Annotated in this window: 19 protein-coding genes; 9 read left to right on the top strand and 10 right to left on the bottom strand. The window is 61.6% G+C overall.

The features are described 5' to 3' along the window. Window positions 1-16 precede the first annotated feature (16 nt). Window positions 17-1,462: a pyruvate kinase gene (pyk, locus tag AC2FM5_RS09185; protein ID WP_170361425.1), complete on the top strand. Its 1,446-nt coding sequence runs from the start codon at window positions 17-19 to the stop codon at window positions 1,460-1,462. Between the two features lie 2 nt (window positions 1,463-1,464). Here pyk and AC2FM5_RS09180 read toward each other — a convergent pair whose 3' ends face one another. Beyond that, a complete protein-coding gene (locus AC2FM5_RS09180; RefSeq protein WP_093965149.1) occupies window positions 1,465-1,950 on the bottom strand; it encodes an Lrp/AsnC family transcriptional regulator in 486 nt (161 codons plus the stop codon). 189 nt (window positions 1,951-2,139) lie between these two features. On the opposite strand from AC2FM5_RS09180, the gene AC2FM5_RS09175 reads away from it, so the two are divergent. The 5 genes from AC2FM5_RS09175 to AC2FM5_RS09155 all read left to right on the top strand — a co-directional run bounded on the left by AC2FM5_RS09175 (window position 2,140) and on the right by AC2FM5_RS09155 (window position 5,793). Next, window positions 2,140-2,577 carry a universal stress protein gene (locus AC2FM5_RS09175; protein ID WP_093965150.1) on the top strand — a complete coding sequence of 146 codons (438 nt, stop codon included), beginning with the start codon at window positions 2,140-2,142 and terminating at the stop codon, window positions 2,575-2,577. 14 nt (window positions 2,578-2,591) lie between these two features. Further along, window positions 2,592-4,145, top strand: coding sequence for an alanine/glycine:cation symporter family protein (locus AC2FM5_RS09170; RefSeq protein WP_170361427.1), 1,554 nt, complete (start codon window positions 2,592-2,594; stop codon window positions 4,143-4,145). Window positions 4,146-4,326: 181 nt separating this feature from the next. Further along, complete coding sequence (gene rpmI / locus AC2FM5_RS09165; protein WP_039523697.1) at window positions 4,327-4,527, top strand: 50S ribosomal protein L35; 201 nt, start codon at window positions 4,327-4,329, stop codon at window positions 4,525-4,527. Between the two features lie 14 nt (window positions 4,528-4,541). Beyond that, window positions 4,542-4,907 (top strand): 50S ribosomal protein L20, encoded by a 366-nt coding sequence (gene rplT, locus AC2FM5_RS09160; RefSeq protein WP_170344760.1) that lies wholly within the window; start codon window positions 4,542-4,544, stop codon window positions 4,905-4,907. 214 nt (window positions 4,908-5,121) lie between these two features. After that, the gene (locus AC2FM5_RS09155; RefSeq protein ID WP_496735166.1) at window positions 5,122-5,793 is read left to right on the top strand and encodes a hypothetical protein; all 672 of its coding nucleotides are present in this window, start codon (window positions 5,122-5,124) and stop codon (window positions 5,791-5,793) included. A gap of 76 nt (window positions 5,794-5,869) precedes the next feature. On the opposite strand, the gene AC2FM5_RS09150 is transcribed toward AC2FM5_RS09155, so the two are convergent. After that, the gene (locus AC2FM5_RS09150) at window positions 5,870-6,022 is read right to left on the bottom strand and encodes a hypothetical protein (RefSeq protein WP_496735164.1); all 153 of its coding nucleotides are present in this window, start codon (window positions 6,020-6,022) and stop codon (window positions 5,870-5,872) included. Between AC2FM5_RS09150 and AC2FM5_RS09145 the strand changes: the two genes are divergently transcribed. Beyond that, complete coding sequence (locus tag AC2FM5_RS09145) at window positions 6,021-6,797, top strand: methyltransferase domain-containing protein (RefSeq protein WP_170361430.1); 777 nt, start codon at window positions 6,021-6,023, stop codon at window positions 6,795-6,797. The two genes, AC2FM5_RS09150 and AC2FM5_RS09145, sit on opposite strands and share 2 nt — an antisense overlap. Window positions 6,798-6,917: 120 nt before the next feature. On the opposite strand, the gene AC2FM5_RS09140 is transcribed toward AC2FM5_RS09145, so the two are convergent. Further along, entirely contained in the window at window positions 6,918-8,309 is a 1,392-nt protein-coding gene (locus tag AC2FM5_RS09140; protein WP_170361432.1) for an aminotransferase family protein, read from the bottom strand. A 222-nt stretch (window positions 8,310-8,531) separates the two neighbouring features. On the opposite strand from AC2FM5_RS09140, the gene AC2FM5_RS09135 reads away from it, so the two are divergent. Beyond that, entirely contained in the window at window positions 8,532-10,160 is a 1,629-nt protein-coding gene (locus AC2FM5_RS09135; RefSeq protein WP_496735162.1) for an acyl-CoA synthetase, read from the top strand. Here AC2FM5_RS09135 and AC2FM5_RS09130 read toward each other — a convergent pair. The 7 genes from AC2FM5_RS09130 to hmgA all read right to left on the bottom strand — a co-directional run bounded on the left by AC2FM5_RS09130 (window position 10,157) and on the right by hmgA (window position 16,781). Beyond that, a complete protein-coding gene (locus AC2FM5_RS09130) occupies window positions 10,157-10,498 on the bottom strand; it encodes a DOPA 4,5-dioxygenase family protein (protein ID WP_170361437.1) in 342 nt (113 codons plus the stop codon). The genes AC2FM5_RS09135 and AC2FM5_RS09130 overlap by 4 nt on opposite strands. Before the next feature lie 90 nt (window positions 10,499-10,588). Next, complete coding sequence (gene maiA / locus AC2FM5_RS09125) at window positions 10,589-11,227, bottom strand: maleylacetoacetate isomerase (protein ID WP_496735160.1); 639 nt, start codon at window positions 11,225-11,227, stop codon at window positions 10,589-10,591. Then, window positions 11,224-11,415, bottom strand: a complete 192-nt coding sequence (locus AC2FM5_RS09120) for a DUF2783 domain-containing protein (protein ID WP_149776332.1) — start codon at window positions 11,413-11,415, stop codon at window positions 11,224-11,226. Before AC2FM5_RS09120 ends, maiA begins: the two co-directional genes overlap by 4 nt. Before the next feature lie 5 nt (window positions 11,416-11,420). Beyond that, window positions 11,421-13,031, bottom strand: coding sequence for an FAD-dependent oxidoreductase (locus tag AC2FM5_RS09115; RefSeq protein WP_496735158.1), 1,611 nt, complete (start codon window positions 13,029-13,031; stop codon window positions 11,421-11,423). A gap of 134 nt (window positions 13,032-13,165) precedes the next feature. Then, entirely contained in the window at window positions 13,166-14,116 is a 951-nt protein-coding gene (locus tag AC2FM5_RS09110; protein WP_496735156.1) for an MBL fold metallo-hydrolase, read from the bottom strand. Between the two features lie 10 nt (window positions 14,117-14,126). Continuing rightward, complete coding sequence (fahA, locus tag AC2FM5_RS09105) at window positions 14,127-15,383, bottom strand: fumarylacetoacetase (protein ID WP_496735154.1); 1,257 nt, start codon at window positions 15,381-15,383, stop codon at window positions 14,127-14,129. A 42-nt stretch (window positions 15,384-15,425) separates the two neighbouring features. Then, complete coding sequence (gene hmgA, locus AC2FM5_RS09100) at window positions 15,426-16,781, bottom strand: homogentisate 1,2-dioxygenase (RefSeq protein ID WP_170366204.1); 1,356 nt, start codon at window positions 16,779-16,781, stop codon at window positions 15,426-15,428. A gap of 56 nt (window positions 16,782-16,837) precedes the next feature. On the opposite strand from hmgA, the gene AC2FM5_RS09095 reads away from it, so the two are divergent. Beyond that, window positions 16,838-17,290 carry a MarR family winged helix-turn-helix transcriptional regulator gene (locus AC2FM5_RS09095; RefSeq protein WP_093965172.1) on the top strand — a complete coding sequence of 151 codons (453 nt, stop codon included), beginning with the start codon at window positions 16,838-16,840 and terminating at the stop codon, window positions 17,288-17,290. Window positions 17,291-17,469: the final 179 nt, after the last annotated feature.

The raw sequence follows: 17,469 nt of genomic DNA, 5'->3' as shown, positions 1-17,469 counted from the left end.
AAGGAGAGCAAGATCGATGCGACGCCTGAGAAATGTGAAAATCGTGGCGACGCTGGGCCCGGCGTCCAACGACTATGATATGATCCGTGCTCTGCACGAGGCCGGCGCCGATGTTTTCCGCCTGAACATGAGCCATGGCAGCCACGACGAAATCCGTGAACGCCACCGGATCATTCGTCAGATCGAAAAGGATCTCGACAGTCCGATCGCCATTCTGGCTGACCTTCAGGGCCCGAAACTGCGGGTCGGTGTGTTTGCGAATGATGCAGAAGAGTTGGTCGAAGGTGCCGCGTTCCGTCTGGATCTGGACGAAACTCCGGGCGATGTCAGCCGGGTCTGCCTGCCGCATCCCGAGATTTTTCAGGCGTTGGAAGCGGGGGCGCATCTGCTGGTCAACGACGGCAAGATCCGGCTTGTGGTTGAGAAATGCGGCCCCGATTTCGCGGATTGCAAAGTTGAAATCGGCGGGACCATCTCGAACCGCAAGGGTGTGAACGTGCCCGACGTAGTACTGCCGCTGGCGGCCCTGTCGGAGAAGGACCGGGACGATCTGGAGTTCGTTTGCCAGCTGGGTGTCGACTGGCTTGCGCTAAGCTTCGTGCAGCGGGCCAAGGACGTGTACGAAGCGCGCGCCCTGGCCGACGGCCGCGCCGCCATCCTGTCCAAGATCGAAAAACCCGCCGCGGTCGAGGCGTTCGACGAAATTCTCGACGCATCGGACGGCATCATGGTCGCCCGTGGCGATCTGGGGGTCGAACTCCCGGTCTCGGCCGTGCCTCCGATTCAAAAGCGACTGGTCCGCAAGTGCCGCGCCGCCGCCAAGCCGGTGATCGTTGCCACCCAGATGCTGGAAAGCATGATCGAAAGCCCGATGCCCACCCGCGCCGAGGTGTCGGACGTCGCCACCGCGATCTATGAGGGAACCGACGCCATCATGCTGAGCGCCGAGTCGGCCGCGGGCTCGTATCCGATCGAGGCCGTTCAGACCATGAACAAGGTCGCGATCGAGGTCGAAGCCGACCCAACATACAAACAGATCATCGACGCCTCGCGCCAGACCAAGGGAACGACCGTTGCCGACGGCATCGTGGCCGCGGCCCGTGAAATTGCCGAAAAGACCGACATCAAGGCGATCTGCTGCTTTACCCAAAGCGGCACCACCGCGCTGCTCACCGCCCGCGAGCGTCCCGGTGTCCCGATCATCGCCATGACGTCGCTGCGAGGCACCGCGCGGCGTCTGTGCCTCAGCTGGGGCTGTCACTGCGTGATGACGCCCGAGCTCGAGCGGTTCAAAAGCGCCGTGGTCAATGCGGCGCGCGCCGCGCGTGCCAGCGGATTTGCCGGCGCCTCGGATCAGATCGTGGTGACCGCCGGTGTTCCGTTCAACGTGCCAGGCTCGACAAACATCCTGCGCGTCGCCCCCTGCGACGAGCGTCTGATCTACTCGACGGATCCCGAATAGGATCAGCCACCCGGTCCGCCGGGTCTTGCTTTGGCGCCGACAGGTTCTTTTACGGTTTCCATCACCGTGAAAGAGCTTGTCTGGTGTATCCCCGGAAGCTTGTTGATCTTGTCGCCCAAAACCGTTCGGAAATGCGCGATGTCACGTGTCCGCACGGTCAGCATGTAGTCGAATGATCCGGCGACCATCAGGCAGGTTTCGATTTCAGGTACCCGTCGCACGGCCTCGTTGAAACGATCCAGCGAGTGTTCGGCTGTGGCCGTCAGCGAAACCTGCACCACCGTCAAGTGCCCCAGTCCCAGCCTCTCCTTGTCGATCACCGCGCTGTAGCCGGTGATGTACCCGCTCTTTTCCAGCCGTTTCACCCGCTCGGAACACGGCGTGTTGGTCAGGTTTACTCGGGCCGCCAGTTCGACTATTGGCAGGCGTCCATTGGCCTCGAGCTCGGCCAATATCCGTTGATCGATCTTATCCAAATCCCTGTCCATCAGGCAATTTCCCTGCGTTTTTGAGGTCTGGCGGCATATTTTCCTGAAAATAGTCCGAAAAAATCTCCTTTTCCTAGTGATTTTTCCTGATACTTGACCGAAGGGCAGTCTTGTAAAACGAGTTCCAGGTTCCGGCTGCCCTGCCGGGGGCACGGGCCCCGGCCAAATCAACAAAAACGGAGGAACGAGATGACAACGAAAATTGTCATAGGACTGGACGGGACAGAGACCGGGGATCGCGCGGTCGGCTTTGCCAAGGATCTGGCAAGTCGGATTGGATCGTGTGAACTGCTGGTTGCCTATGTCATCGAATGGTCGCCCTATACTTTCCAAACTCCCGAGGAAAACGCCCTGCGGCACAAGCGGCGCGAGGAGGAGATCGCGCTTGCCACCAGCCGCGTGGTGGAACCCGCCGTCGAGGCCCTGAAGGCCGCAGGCTTTAGCGCCCGCGGTATTGTCCGCCATGGCGATGTGGCCGAAACGCTGAACGCGATCACGGTCGAAAACGGCGGATCGCAGATCGTCGTGGGACGATCCTCGGCTGACGGCATCAAAAAGCGAATCTTCGGCAGTTCGACCCAGAATTTGGTCATGCATGCCGACGTTCCGGTCACAGTCGTGAACTGACGGGAGGAGCAGACATGAAATCGATCAAAACCCTGGGCCTGTCGGGTGCGGCCGCGGCCCTGCTGGCCAACCCCGCATTTGCGCAGGAGGCCCCCGGTCTGGATGAAAAGATCAACCAGACCTTCGCGAATCTGACGGGCCCCTTCGTCAGCTTCATCTTCGCACCGTTTCCGGGGACGAGCTTTCCCTGGATCGTGATGTGGCTGGTCGTGGCCGCGACGGTGTTCACGCTGTATTTCGCCTTTGTGCAGATGCGGTTCTTCAGCCATGCGATTAGCCTGGTCAAAGGTGACTATTCCGACCCCAACGATGCGGGCGAGGTCAGTCACTTCCAGGCGCTGGCAACGGCGCTGTCCGGTACGGTCGGCCTCGGCAACATCGCGGGCGTCGCGGTGGCGGTCGGCATCGGCGGACCCGGTGCGACCTTCTGGATGATCCTTGCCGGCCTTCTGGGCATGGCATCGAAATTCACCGAATGTACGCTGGGCGTGAAGTACCGCAACGAGTATGAAGACGGCACCGTTTCGGGCGGCCCGATGTACTACATGTCCAAGGGCTTTGCCGAGCTGGGTCTGCCCGGCGGCAAGATCCTGGCGGTCCTGTTCTCGATCTTCTGTATCCTTGGCGCGCTGGGCGGGGGCAACATGTTCCAGGCCAACCAGGCGCACCAGCAGATCGCGGGTATCGTCGGTGACTATCCCGGTTGGATCACCGGCCTGGTCTTCGCGGCCGTGGTGTTCATGGTCATCGTGGGCGGCCTGAAGTCGATCGCCCGCGTGACCGAGAAGGTCGTGCCGTTCATGGGCATCCTGTATGTCGCCACTGCTCTGGTCATCATCATCATGAACGCCGACATGATCGGCTGGGCCTTCGGTCAGATCTTCGCTGGTGCCTTCACCGGTCTGGGTGTCGCCGGCGGCATGGTCGGTGCTCTGATTCAGGGCTTCAAGCGCGCCGCATTCTCGAACGAGGCGGGCGTTGGCTCGGCTGCCATTGCGCACTCGGCCGTCCGCACCAAGGAACCGATCACCGAGGGCTTTGTTTCGCTGCTTGAGCCGTTCATCGACACGGTGGTGATCTGCACCATGACCGCGCTGGTGATCATCATCACCCAGCAGCTGGTGATCGACCCGGCAACCGGCCTGTACGTGCTGAACGAAGCGGGCACGGCGATCGCAACCGTGGATGGCAACTCGGGCGTCAGCCTGACTTCGGCCGCCTTCGGCAGCGCCTTCAGCTGGTTCCCCTACATCCTGGCCATCGCGGTGATCCTGTTCGCCTTCTCGACCATGATCAGCTGGTCCTACTATGGCCTGAAGGCCTGGACCTACCTGTTCGGCGAGGGCCACACCAAGGAGCTGGCGTTCAAGCTGATCTTCTGCATCTTCGTGGTGATCGGGGCTGCGGCCAACCTGGGTCCGGTCATCGACTTCTCGGACGCGGCGATCTTTGCCATGGCCGTGGTCAACGTCTTTGCGCTCTACTTCCTGATGAAAGTGGTGCGTCAGGAACTGGCCTCGTACAGCGCGCGACTGAAAAGCGGCGAAATCCGCAAGTTTGCCGACTGATGACACCAACCGGGGCGGCCTTGCTGCCCCGGTTCCCGACCCCGGTGCAAAAAGCACCCGAACAGGTCAAAAACCCCTTGCCAGCATGACCGAACTTGCGTAAACGGCGCATCTGATCGCGCGACCGGCCGATGTGGCATGCCGAGTTGCGTTTCGGACCGAACCCTGAAAGGAGACGGAAATGCCCAAGATGAAGACAAAATCGAGCGCCAAGAAGCGCTTCAAGGTGACCGCGACCGGTAAGGTCATGTCGGCTCAGGCCGGCAAGCGGCACGGCATGATCAAGCGGACCAAAAAGTTCATCCGCGACGCCCGTGGCACCACCACCCTGTCCGCCCCCGACGCCAAGATCGTCAAGGGCTACATGCCCTACGACCGCTAAGAGGAGATACCGATATGTCCCGCGTTAAAGGTGGAACCGTAACTCACGCCCGTCACAAGAAGGTCATCAAGGCCGCCAAAGGTTACTATGGCCGCCGCAAGAACACCTTCAAGGTTGCCCGTCAGGCCGTCGACAAGGCCAACCAGTACGCAACCCGCGACCGCAAGAACCGCAAGCGCAACTTCCGCGCCCTGTGGATCCAGCGCATCAACGCCGCTGTTCGTTCGCATGACGAAGCTCTGACCTATTCCCGCTTCATCAACGGCCTGAACCTGGCCGGTATCGAAGTGGACCGCAAAGTCCTGGCCGATCTGGCCGTGCACGAACCGGAAGCGTTCGGCGCGATCGTCGCCAAGGCACAGGCCGCTCTGACCGCCTGATCCTCTTTCGAGAGACAGTGAAAGAAAGGCCGTCCCGTTCGGGGCGGCTTTTTTCTTTGGATCGACCAGATTGGATTTCGCATAAACCAAGTATGGGATTCCGTCATGGTCACTACACGCATTTGATGTAATCATCTACTGAGTTTCACTGATGAATTGAATGCGGAATACTGAAATGCCTATTTGCCAAAGACTTACACAAGCTCTTCTTGTCTTGACGGCAGTGGCGATTTGCCACCCGACAGTGGCAAGATCACAGGACACGATCACCGAACCTGACCTTCCTGACGTTTTGGTTGAAAACTTTGATGGCGACGACACGACGCTCATGCTGGGTGGGCAGATCGACTTTCAATCGGTCGAGCCGCCCTGGGCTGTTTATGTGGCCGATGAAAAATTCGTCATTGAGAACAGACAGGATGCGCGTAGCCTTCAGTTCAACGATGTGGCGTGGGTGAAGTTTCCCGGCTCGGATTCGTTGGAGAGCACGCAGGACATGGTAATCTCTGCCGTGGTGGACGGAAAGTTCAGCGGCAAAAGCGGTGTGGGCATTCTGGTTGGCAGCGGAAAGTCCGGGAAGTATGTGGCGTTCACTGTGGACGACAAAGGGCGCTATCACGTACTGCAAAAGGACGGTCGCCAATTGCGGCTGGTACACGCGGACAGACATGACGCGATACGTGTCGGCGCCCCGAACAAGCTGACCTTCCAGGTCCGTGGGGCGCATGTGGTTTTCTTTGCCAACGGGACCAAGGTCGTTCAAACGCTGTTCTCAAAGCGAACGTCCACGAACTCCAGCCAGAGCGCTCGTGCGGGGATAGGCCTGGCAGCCTTTGGAACTGGCCGTTTCGAATTTGATGAAGTCGAAATCAAAAGGGCGAACTGACGCACAAAAACGCAGGTTGCACGAACTGGAGCTGCTTGGTGGGGTGGTTTCTAGGGTACTTGCCCCTCTGGCCTCCTCATTCAGTAAACAGTGAAAGAAAGGCCGCGCCACAAGGGGCGGCTTTTTTTGATGCCTGAGTGCCTGCTTTTTTGCGCAGGCAGACAATTAGACCAAAAACCGCTAGGCTTGCACGTGCTGAATTGACCAACATTGGTTTTGCGAGTGCCATGCTTGAATTTGATGCAGCAACAACGCGTCTACTCGATAGCGTGTATCAAGGTGCCGATGTCACCCGGCGGCGGCGAGGGTCTTTTGACGCGTTGCGACCAGCCCCGGGTGATACCATTGCGGACGTTGGATGCGGCAACGGTCTTTTGACAGCAGAGCTCGCGCGGGCGGTTGGTCCGACCGGGCGTGTTTTGGGGATCGATCCAAGTGAGGCGATGCGGAGTTCCGCCAAAAACCGCTGCCATGAATATGACTGGGTCCAGATCATGGAGGGTGAGGCAGGCCAACTTCCGGTCGAGGATGCGTCACTCGACAAGGCGGTATCGGTTCAGGTTTACGAGTATTTAGACGACATTGCCGCCGCGGTGGCGGAGGCCCATCGCTGTCTCAGGACGGCTGGTCTGCTTGTCGTGGGCGACATCCATTTCGACAGTCTGGTTTGGTACAGTGATGATCCGGCAAGAATGGATCAGATGATAAAAGCCTGGGACGAGCACTTTGTCGGGAGAGACGTGCCCGCACGACTGCCACCGATATTGAGAGACGCGGGTTTCACTGTGGAAAGCATCACGCCGATCACGATTTGCGATAACGAACTCCGGCCAGATGGGCTGGCCAATATGATGATCACCCTGATGAAAAGGTTTGCCGAGTCCAACAAGCTCGTTCCGGATCAGGAAGCCAAGGAATGGGCGGATGAGCAGAGATCCTTGGCCGCGAGGGGCCGGTTTTTCTTTTCGCTAACTCATTTTGTCATCAGCGGGCGCAAATCCTAGACTTTGGTCTGGATGCGCTGATTGACTCAAACAAAGGCTATTGCCTGAGCAAATGGAGCTAAAAAAAGAAACCGGCGCGAAGAACGCCGGCTTCACTTGGTCTTTTATCCCGCGCTGGGTTTACCCGAACACACGCCCCAGTGCGCCATCAACCGCATCGGTGATTTGGTCGATGTCGTCCGCCGTGGCGATCAAAGCCGGAGAGAAGCATAGCGTGTTGTTGCGGCCGGGGACCGAGCGGTTGGTGACACCGATGATTACCCCTTGCGCCATGCAATCGGCCACGACCGCTTGGGCCAGCTTTTCATCCACCGGTTCTTTGGACGCCCGATCCGCGACCAGTTCGGCACCCAGGAACAGGCCCTTGCCGCGCACGTCGCCGATGACCTTGTGCTTGTCCATCAGTGCCTGCAGGTTGCCCATCATGCGATCCCCCATCGCTGCGCAATTGCCCAGCAGGTTCTCGTCTTCGATGATGCGCATGTTCTCGATCGCCGCCGCCGGCCCGGCGGTGCAGCCGCCAAAGGTCGAGATGTCGCGGAAATAGTTCATCGGGTCCGCGGCATCATCTTTGAACATGTCAAAGACTTCCTCGGTGGTCACCATGCAGGCAATCGCGGCATACCCCGAGGCCACGCCTTTGGCCATGGTCACGAAATCGGGTTTCACGCCGTATTGCTGGTACCCGAACCAGGTGCCGGTGCGACCCACGCCGCAGACGACCTCGTCGATGTGCAGCAGGATGTCGTACTTCTTGCAGATCTCCTGCACGCGCTGCCAATAGCCCTCGGGCGCTTCGATCACGCCGCCGCCGGCGGTCACCGGCTCAAGGCACAACGCGCCTACGGTGTCGGGACCTTCGCGCAGGATCACGGCTTCGATCTGATCGGCGGCCCATTCGCCAAAGTTCTCGTCGGGCGCGCCGTCCAGTTCGTGCTTGCGGTATTCCATGCAGTGCGGAACGCGCACGAAATCCGGCGCAAAGGGGCCGTATTGCGCGTTGCGCTCATCCTGACCGCCCGCCGACATCGCCGCCAGGGTCGAGCCGTGATAATCGCGGTCGCGATACAGGATCTTGGTCTTCTTGCCGCCGTATTTCTTGTGGGCGATCTGGCGGACCATCTTGAAAGCTTTCTCGTTCGCCTCGCTCCCCGAGTTGGTGTAGTAGACCCGGCTCATGCCCGGCATCTTCTCGATCAGCTTTTCGGCAAACAGCGCCCCGGGGATCGAGCCCGCCGAGTTCGCAAAATAGCACAGCTTCATCAGCTGGTCGTAGACGGCCTTGCAGATGGATTCGCGGCCATAGCCCACGTTCACCGTCCATACGCCGCCCGAGACGGCATCCAGGTGTTCCTTGCCCTTTTGATCCCAGACGCGCATGCCCTTGCCTTCGACGATGATGCGCGGATCGTTCGTCTCAAACGGCTTGTGCTGGATCAGATGGTGCCAGATATGGGCGCGGTCGGCCTCGACCACGCGGGAAAGATCGTTTTCGTTGAACGTGCCGTCCATGACATGTCCTTTCAGTAAGACGCGACGCGCGGGAATCACGATGCCCGGCAGGCGCGGATGAACCAGATACCGCAGATCAGCCCGAAAGCCCGGTACGCAGTAGGGCCAGATTACCTGATCGCGTAGCTCCAGTATATTCGCCTCGCGTATTTTTACGGGTTTGTTTTGCGGCAACCTTTGTGCTCAATACGAAAAATCCGACGAATTGGGGAGGAGAGGCGGATGGCGACCCACAGCATTTATCAGCGCGATCTGGACAAAGGCCTGGCCAATTTCACGGCCCTGTCCCCGCTTAGTTATATCGAGCGGACGGCGGCCGTTTACCCTGACTATCCGGCCGTGGTCTATGGCGGCCGGCGCCATAGCTGGGCGCAGACCTATGCGCGCTGCCGCCGGTTGGCCAGCGCTTTGGCTGCGTGTGGAGTGGGCACGGGCGATACGGTGTCGATCGTCGCCGCCAACATCCCCGAAATGTACGAGGCGCATTTCGGCGTGCCCATGGCAGGCGCGGTGTTGAACACCATCAACACAAGGCTGGACGCGCCAATCATCGCCTTCATCCTGAACCACGCCGAATCCAAGGTGCTGCTGGTCGATCCCGAATTCTCGGGCGTGGTGAAGCAGGCGCTGGAGCAGGTGGATCACGACATTCTGGTGATCGACATCGAGGACCCGAGTTTCGACGGTGGCGAGAAGCTCGGCGCGCTGACCTATGACGACCTGCTGGCCGAGGGCGACCCGGAATTCGACTGGTCTCTGCCCGCCGATGAATGGGACGCGATCACGCTGAACTATACCTCGGGCACCACGGGCAATCCCAAGGGGGTGGTCTATCACCACCGTGGCGCGGCGCTGAACGCCACGTCGAACATCCTGACATGGGGCATGCCGCAGCATTCGGTCTATCTGTGGACGCTGCCGATGTTCCACTGCAACGGCTGGTGTTTCCCCTGGACCATGGCCGCGAACGCGGGTACGTCGGTCTGCCTGCGCGCGGTGCGGGACGAGCCGATCTACAAGGCGTTCCGGGATGAGAAGGTCACCCATTTCTGCGGTGCGCCCATCGTGCTGAACATGCTGGCCAACGCGCCCGATCATCTCAAGGATTTCGACCATGAAATCAAGGTGATGACCGCAGGCGCCCCGCCGCCTGCCGCGGTGATCGCTGCGATGGAGGGGATGGGGATCGAGGTCACTCATGTCTATGGCCTGACCGAAACCTACGGTCCGTCGGTCGTGTGCGCGTGGAAAGACGAATGGAACGACAAGCCCGCCGAGGAACGCGCCGCGCTCAAGGTCCGGCAGGGGGTGAAATACGTTGCCCTGTCGGGGCTGATGGTGGCTGATCCCGAAACGCTCGAACCGGTTCCGGCCGATGGCGAGACCATGGGCGAGATCTTTATGCAGGGCAACATCGTGATGAAAGGGTATCTCAAGAACCCCGAGGCCACGCAGAAAGCCTTTCGCGGCGGCTGGTTCGCCTCGGGCGATCTGGGGGTGATGCATCCCGACGGCTATATCGCGCTGAAGGACCGGTCAAAGGACATCATCATTTCGGGGGGCGAGAACATCTCGTCGGTCGAGGTCGAGGATATCCTCTACAAGCACCCGGCGGTGATGGAGGCCGCCGTGGTCGCCAAACCGGACGAGAAATGGGGCGAGACGCCCTGCGCCTTTGTCGAGCTGAAGTCGGGCGCCGAGGCGACCGAGGCCGATCTGATCGCGTTCTGCCGCGATCACATGGCCCATTTCAAGGCACCAAGAACGGTCGTTTTCGGGCCATTGCCCAAGACTTCGACGGGCAAAATCCAGAAATTCAAGCTCAGAGATCAGGCCCGGGCGCTGGGCTAGGCGCCCAGCCGGTCAAAGATCGACAGGTCCAATTCCAGCATCTCGCCCATCCAGATCGCCCGGTCGCGGTGGTCGGGCAGGTGCTCGCCGGTTTCGGGGTGGGTGAACACAGTCAGTCCCTGCCGGTTGAGCATCAGCCATGGGATCACCTTGTCGAAGGCATCGGCGGCAAAGCTCAGCTGGCAGCTCCAGCGCGGGTGGGGGCCGACATTACGGCTGTGCATGTGGCCCATCTGGACGGGGAACAGGCGGGCAGCCTCTTCGCAGACACGGCGGGCGGTCTCCTGCGTTTCGGCGTCGAAATAGACATGGGCGTGATAGCCGGTGATCTGTGGCATCGGGGGCCTCGTGCGGTGATTTCCGGCACAAGGCTAGGCCCGATCGGCGCCGGTGCACAGACGCATCGGCACACAGACCCTGTGCGCGGCTCAGCCTGGCGCGTGGGCGTCCGGGTGGGCCGCTGCAAAGGCGGGGTGGTCGGTACAGGCTGCCTCGACCGCCAGAATGCGCGGCATGTCCGACAGATCGACGTGCCAGCGCCGGGCGTTGTACATCTGCGGGATCAGGCACAGATCGGCCAGCCCGGGCGCCGGTCCCGTGCAATAGGGGGCTTGTTCGAACTCGGCCAGCATCGCCTCAAAGGCCATCAGGCCGGGGCGGATGAAATGGCGCATCCAGTCGCCGGGCATGTCGCCCCGTCCGCCGCTCAACTGCGTGGCGTGGCGGGCGACCTTCAGGTTGCAGACCGGGTGCAGATCCACCGCAATGGCATGGGCCAGCGCCTGCGCCTTGGCCCGCGCAACCGGTTTGTCCGGCAGCAGGTTCAAGGCCCGCGTCCGGTCGAGATAGTCCAGAATGGCCAGCGACTGGGTCAGCTGCACGCCGTCGATTTCGAGCACCGGCACAAAGCCCTGCGGGTTTCGGGCCACATGCGCGGGCGCGGTCTGCTCGCCCTTGACCAGATCGACGGTCAGCGCCCGATAGTCTATCCCGGCCAGGTTCAGCGCGATGCGCACCCGATAGCTGGCCGAGGATCGCCAATAGTCATACAGGACGACGTCACTCATCGGGCTTTGGCCGCGTCGATCGCCTGTTTCAGGATGGTCCGGTCGCCGATGTGGTTGGCCAGTACCAGCACCAGCCGCGCATTCAGCGCATCGCTTTCGGCTTTGTCCAAGCCGTCGTGCGCGGCCAGCAGATCGGCATAGAAATCATCCGCGCCGTCGATATTCGGGGTGAGGATCAGTTCATCCATTGTGCCTACTCCTTGCCGATGGCCCGGCGGATCGCATGCCGGAACGCGTTATCTTCATAGCTGTCGCGCCGCGCCGCCACGTGCTGGTCGGGCCGGATCAGATAGACCGCACCTTCCGCGTCGCCCAGATACCGCCGCTTCAGCGCCAGCGTGCGGTCATCCTTGACCGACAGCGCCAGTCGCTCGACCGTCACGCCCTCTTCCTCGATCGTTTCCGGGGCGTCGGCGTCGATGGTCAGCAGGGTGAACTTGCCTGCCAGCTTGGGCAACAGGAATTCATCCCCCAGCGGCGCATCGGGGCAGGGCGAACCGGGGCGCGTTTCGGCCGGGCCGCCCAGCGCATCCGCCGAATTCAGCGGCGATCCGCCATAGGTGCAGGGCACGCTCAGCCGACCCGAGTTCACCAGCGGGCGGGCGAGCTCGTAGTGCTCACTCAGGTCCAGAACTGCGTCACGCAGGATGCGTGACATTTCCGATTTCGGCGTGATGAAATCGGTCGAGCGGGTCGAGTTCAGGATGTTCTCGTCCGCACCATGGATGCGCTCGACGTCATAGCTGCCCAGCAGGCTGTCGGGCGCGGTGCCGTCGATGACCATCTTCAGCTTCCAGCACAGGTTGTCGGTGTCCTGCAGGCCCGAATTGGCCCCGCGCGCGCCGAAGGGGCTGACCTGATGCGCGCTGTCGCCGGCAAACAGGACGCGGCCGTGGCGGAATTTCTCCATCCGGCGGCACTGGAAGGTATAGATGCTGACCCATTCCAGCTCGAACTGGACATCCTCGCCCAGCATCGCCTTGAGGCGCGGGATCACGTTTTCGGGGCGCTTTTCCCGTTCCTTGTCGATGTCCCAGCCCAGTTGCAGGTCGATGCGCCAGACATTGTCGGGCTGTTTGTGCAGCAGCGCCGACTGGCCGCGGTTGAAGGGTGGGTCGAACCAGAACCAGCGCTCGGACGGGAAATCGGCCTCCATGATCACGTCGGCGATCAAGAAGTTGTCCTCGAACACGCGGCCCACGAAATCCAGCCCCAGCATTCGGCGGGTGGGCGAATTGGCCCCGTCGCAGGCGATCAGCCAGTCGGCCTCGACGGTGTACGACCCCTCGGGCGTTTCCACCTCGAGTTTGACGTGGTCGTCATGGGTACCGATCGCCTCGACTTTGTTGCGGCCACGGATCTCGATCGGCGCGCCCTGGGCCTGCAACGCGCGGACCCGTTCGACCATGAACTGCTCAAAGTAGTATTGCTGAAGGTTGATGAAGGCCGGATGGGCATAGCCCTCATCGGGTTGCAGGTTAAATTCATAGACCTTGCGGTCGTCGAAAAACACCTTGCCGGTGTTCCACAGCACGCCCTTGTCCACCATAGGCCGGGCACATCCCAGCCGGTCGGCGATTTCCAGCGTGCGCTGGGCGAAACAGATGGCGCGGCTGCCGAAACTGACCTTGTCGTTGTCGTCCAGCACCACCACTTCGACGCCTTGCTGGGCCAGGTCGATGGCGGCGGCCAGCCCGACCGGGCCCGCACCGATCACGATCACCTGATGCCGCACCGGGGCGGGGGCATCCTGATCGGGGCTGCGGGCATAGGCATAGAGCGGCTGTTCAAAAATCTTGTTCATGGGCTCTCTCCCCAAGTTCTGTGCGCCGGGCGCACATTCCCTGCCCACCGGCGCGGGGCGCCGATGGCTCTCCTCCATGGTTGCATCGTTTTCAGGCCGGCAACACGATCTGGATCAAGTTGCCGGGCTATTTCTCAGCCCTGCAGGGCCTCCCACATCTCCAGGTCGCGCTGGGCGGTCCAGATGCGCGGGGTGTCGATGCCGCGCGCCTCGTCATAGGCGCGGGCCACGTTGAAGGGCAGGCAGTGTTCATAGATGGCGTAGTCCGAGAATTTCGGATCGCACTCCGCACGCACCGCGTCCCAGGCCTCTTTCAGGCTGCCGCCGCGTGCCGCCACCTTGGCCGCCGGGCGATAGGTGCTTTCGACGAAATCGCGGGTGTTCTCGATGGCGGCGTTCACCATTTCCTTGCCGACAAGCGCATCGCCGCGCCCCGGGGCGATGGCGTCCACGTCGAACCACTGGATCTGATCCAGCGTGTCGCCCCAGTCGCTGAAATGCCCGTCACCGCAATAGCAGGCCGAGTGATATTCGACGATGTCGCCGGTGAACATCACGTTCTGGTCGGGCACATGGATCACGACGTCGCCGGCCGTATGGGCCCGGCCCAGATGCATCAGGTCGACCCGGCGGTTGCCCAGATAGACCGTCATCGTGTCGTTGAAAGTGGTGGTGGGCCAGGTCAGGCCGGGGATGCTTTCATGCCCTTCAAACAGGCGCGGAAAGCGCTGGAACTCGCTGTCCCAGTCCTCTTTCCCGCGTTCGACGACCATGGCGCGGGCCCTGTCCGACATGATGATCTGCTGCGCGCCGAAGGCGCTGGTGCCCAGCACGCGGACCGCGTGGTAATGGGTCAGCGCCACATGGGTGATCGGCTTGTCGGTCACGGACCGGATGCAGTCGATCACCTTCTGCGCCAGGCGCGGAGTGGCCTGGGCTTCGACCACCATCACGCTGTCATCGCCGATGATCACGCCCGAGTTCGGGTCACCTTCGGCGGTGAAGGCATATAGCCCTTCGCCCACCTCGGTGAACGAGATCTTCTTTTCGGTCATGTCCCCCTGGGACGCGAATGCCTTTGCCATTTGGCGCTCCTTATCGTGCGTATGGGTCTTCAAGGGCAGGCAGCACCGTGCCGGTGCAGTCGCCGAACCCGATCGTGTAGCCGTCGCCCCGGGCCGCGCCTTTGAGGGTCAGCGTGTCGCCGTCCTCGATAAAGCTGCGGGTTTCGCCGGTGTCCAGCGTGATCGGCTCCTTGCCGCCCCAGCTGAGTTCCAGCAGCGAGCCGCGGCTGTCTTTCGTCGGCCCCGAGATCGTGCCCGAGCCCAGCAGATCGCCCACGTTCATCGGGCAACCCGAGGTGGTGTGATGCGCCAGTTGCTGCGCCGAGGAGTAATACATTTCCTTGTAATTGGTACGGGCGATGGTGGACGCCGGTTTGCCCTCGGGCGCCATCGTCACCTCAAGCTCGATGTCATAGAGCATCGGGCCGCAGTCCTTGAGGTGGTCCAGCAACTCGACTTCACGCGGGGGCGTGTCGCAGCGTAAGGGGTCCAGCGCGGCCTTGGTCACGATCCAGGGCGAAATCGAGGTGGCGGTGGCCTTGGCCTGGAACGGGCCCAGCGGCTGGTATTCCCACGCTTGGATGTCGCGCGCCGACCAGTCGTTCAACAGGACATAGCCAAAGATGTGGTCGTCGGCCTCCTGCAAGGTGATCGGGCCGTCGGACGGGGTGCCGACGATGGCGCCCATCTCCAGCTCGATGTCGAAACGGCGGCTGGGCAGGAAGGCTGGGCGGTCGTGGTCGGGCGATTTCAACTGGCCCCACGGGCGGCGGATATCGGTGCCCGAAACCACCACCGACGAGGCCCGTCCGTTGTAGCCGATGGGGATGTGCAGCCAGTTGGGCGGCAGCGCATTTTCCGGGCCGCGGAACATGGTGCCCACATTGGTGGCATGGTGCTTGCCCGCGTAGAAATCGGTGTATTCGCTGACGGCGAAGGGCATGTGCAGCTGGGCCTCGGCCTGCGGAACCAGCAGCGGTTCGACCTTGTCCTGTTCTTTCGACCCTTTCGCCAGCAGGGCGGTCAGCCGCTCGCGCAGGGCGGCCCAGACGGCCGGTCCCTGTTCCATCAGCGGGTTCCAGAAGGGCAGGTCGAACAGCGGCTCGTCGCCCAGCGTGATCAGCCCTTCGGCCTCGGCGGTGGACACGTCAAGGATCATGTCCCCGATGGCCACGCCGCAGCGTGGCTCGGTGCCTTCGGTCGAAAAGACGCCATAAGGCAGGTTGTTCAGCGGAAAAGGGTGGTTCGCGTCATTGGCCGAGGCCACCCAGGATTTCATCAAAGGCATTGCGTTTCCTTGTGCGGTGCGGTGGCCGTGGGGCCACCGGTGTCATTTCTTGCCGGGCGTGCCGTCGAATTTCTTCTCTAGATCCGTCCAGCAATCGATGTAGTCATCCTGCAGCGGCGCCTCGTTCGCGGCAAAGGCGGTCAGGTGCTGCGGAAAGCGGGTCTCGAACATGAAGGACATGGTATTGTCCAGCTTGTCCGGCCCCAGATTGGCGTTGGACGCCTTTTCAAAGGCTTCCTTGTCGGGGCCATGCGGGATCATCATGTTGTGCAGGCTCATGCCGCCCGGTACGAAGCCCTGCGGCTTGGCGTCATACTGGCCGTAGATATTGCCCATCAGCTCGGACATGATGTTCTTGTGGTACCACGGCGGGCGGAAGGTGTCCTCCATCACCATCCAGCGTTCGCGGAACAGGACGAAGTCGATATTGGCCGTGCCCGGAACGCCCGAAGGCGCGGTCAGCACGGTAAAGATCGACGGATCGGGGTGGTCGAACAGAATGGCCCCGACCGGGCAATAGGTGCGCAGGTCGTATTTGTAGGGCGCGTAGTTGCCGTGCCAGGCCACCACGTCCAGCGGGCTGTGACCGATCTTGGTGGTGTGGAACTGGCCGCACCACTTGATCGTCACGGTCGAGGGCACCTCGCGATCCTCGAAAGCGGCCACCGGCGCCTTGAAGTCGCGCGGGTTGGCCATGCAGTTGGCGCCGATCGGGCCGCGGCCCGGCAGCTCGAATTTCTGGCCGTAGTTCTCGCAGACGAAACCGCGGCAGGGGCCTTCCAGCACCTCGACGCGGTAGACCAGCCCGCGCGGGATGATGGCGATCTCCTTGGGTTCCAGGTCGATGATGCCCAGCTCGGTCGCAAAACGCAGCCGGCCTTCCTGCGGCACCACCAGAAGCTCGGAATCGGCCGAGAAGAAATAGTCGTCCACCATCGATTCGGTGACCAGATAGATGTGGCTGGCCATGCCGACCTGGGTGTTCACGTCGCCGGCGGTGGTCATGGTGCGCATGCCGGTCAGCCAGGTCAGCGGCTGGTCGGAATGGGGCACCGCGTCCCAGCGGTACTGGCCCAGGCTGATCACGTCCGGATCGACATTCGGGGCGCTTTTCCAATAGGGCAGGTCGGTCTTTTCATAGCGGTGCGAATGCTTGACCGACGGCCGGATGCGATAGCACCAGGTGCGCTCGGGCGGGTTGGCGGTGAAGGCGGTGCCGCTAAGCTGTTCGCCATATAGGCCATAGTTGCATTTCTGCGGGCTGTTCATGCCCTGCGGCAGCGCGCCGGGCAGCGCCTCGGTTTCAAAGTCATTGCCAAAGCCGGGCATATAGCCTGCATGGGTGCCAACGGGCGTGCTGGCCTGGGTCAGAGCGTGCGGGTCAGTCGGACGATTCATCGGGGTTCCTCCGTTTGCTGCTTGTCGGATAATAGTTGATTTTGTAACTAACAACCATGACACAGCCAGATTCCGCCGAAAAAGATGACTTCGACCTGCGAAATTTCCTGCCCTTCCTGCTCAACCAGGCGGCCGAGGAAAGCTCGTTGGATTTCCAGAAGGTCTACAAGAACCGCTATGGGATGCTGCGCACCGAATGGCGCGTTCTGTTCCACCTTGGCAATTACGGAGAGATGACCGCCAAGCAGATCGGGGAACGTGCCAAGATGCACAAGACCAAGATCAGCCGCGCGGTGCACAAGCTGGAACAGCGCCGATACCTGCGGCGCACCCGCGATGAAAACGACCGCCGGATGGAGCGGCTGACCCTGACCCCCGCCGGTCTGACGGTGTACCGCGAATTGCGCGACATCGCCCGCGACTATGACGCCCGGCTGGCGGGCATGTTCACGACGGGCGAGGCGGCGCTGTTGAGGATGATGCTGCGGCGGCTGGCCGGGATGGACTGACCTCTGGTAATCTGGCCCCGCAGCCCCCAAGTGGGGTGCAGACCAGACGGAGCCCCAAGATGCCATCCACCGACCCCAAATCCCGCGCCGATGACCTGATTGGATGGTTGCTGGACCGAGGGCTGGAAGGGGCGGAACAGTCGGAAATACTCGAAGGCTATTGCCTGCGGCTTGTGGAT

It is taken from the genome of Ruegeria sp. BHSA162, from assembly GCF_059613385.1.
This window is presented reverse-complemented; position numbering and strand designations above follow the sequence as displayed.

Bases quoted from the DNA above. Each gene is read 5' to 3' on its own strand.
- AC2FM5_RS09170 (WP_170361427.1), top strand. From the start codon at position 2,592: ATGAAATCGATCAAAACCCTGGGCCTGTCGGGTGCGGCCGCGGCCCTG.
- AC2FM5_RS09110 (WP_496735156.1), bottom strand. From the start codon at position 14,116: ATGGCAAAGGCATTCGCGTCCCAGGGGGACATGACCGAAAAGAAGATC.
- AC2FM5_RS09095 (WP_093965172.1), top strand. From the start codon at position 16,838: ATGACACAGCCAGATTCCGCCGAAAAAGATGACTTCGACCTGCGAAAT.
- AC2FM5_RS09115 (WP_496735158.1), bottom strand. From the start codon at position 13,031: ATGAACAAGATTTTTGAACAGCCGCTCTATGCCTATGCCCGCAGCCCC.
- pyk (WP_170361425.1), top strand. From the start codon at position 17: ATGCGACGCCTGAGAAATGTGAAAATCGTGGCGACGCTGGGCCCGGCG.
- AC2FM5_RS09135 (WP_496735162.1), top strand. From the start codon at position 8,532: ATGGCGACCCACAGCATTTATCAGCGCGATCTGGACAAAGGCCTGGCC.
- rplT (WP_170344760.1), top strand. From the start codon at position 4,542: ATGTCCCGCGTTAAAGGTGGAACCGTAACTCACGCCCGTCACAAGAAG.
- AC2FM5_RS09180 (WP_093965149.1), bottom strand. From the start codon at position 1,950: ATGGACAGGGATTTGGATAAGATCGATCAACGGATATTGGCCGAGCTC.
- rpmI (WP_039523697.1), top strand. From the start codon at position 4,327: ATGCCCAAGATGAAGACAAAATCGAGCGCCAAGAAGCGCTTCAAGGTG.
- AC2FM5_RS09120 (WP_149776332.1), bottom strand. From the start codon at position 11,415: ATGGATGAACTGATCCTCACCCCGAATATCGACGGCGCGGATGATTTC.
- AC2FM5_RS09130 (WP_170361437.1), bottom strand. From the start codon at position 10,498: ATGCCACAGATCACCGGCTATCACGCCCATGTCTATTTCGACGCCGAA.
- AC2FM5_RS09140 (WP_170361432.1), bottom strand. From the start codon at position 8,309: ATGGACGGCACGTTCAACGAAAACGATCTTTCCCGCGTGGTCGAGGCC.
- AC2FM5_RS09175 (WP_093965150.1), top strand. From the start codon at position 2,140: ATGACAACGAAAATTGTCATAGGACTGGACGGGACAGAGACCGGGGAT.
- AC2FM5_RS09150 (WP_496735164.1), bottom strand. From the start codon at position 6,022: ATGGCACTCGCAAAACCAATGTTGGTCAATTCAGCACGTGCAAGCCTA.
- hmgA (WP_170366204.1), bottom strand. From the start codon at position 16,781: ATGAATCGTCCGACTGACCCGCACGCTCTGACCCAGGCCAGCACGCCC.
- maiA (WP_496735160.1), bottom strand. From the start codon at position 11,227: ATGAGTGACGTCGTCCTGTATGACTATTGGCGATCCTCGGCCAGCTAT.
- AC2FM5_RS09145 (WP_170361430.1), top strand. From the start codon at position 6,021: ATGCTTGAATTTGATGCAGCAACAACGCGTCTACTCGATAGCGTGTAT.
- fahA (WP_496735154.1), bottom strand. From the start codon at position 15,383: ATGCCTTTGATGAAATCCTGGGTGGCCTCGGCCAATGACGCGAACCAC.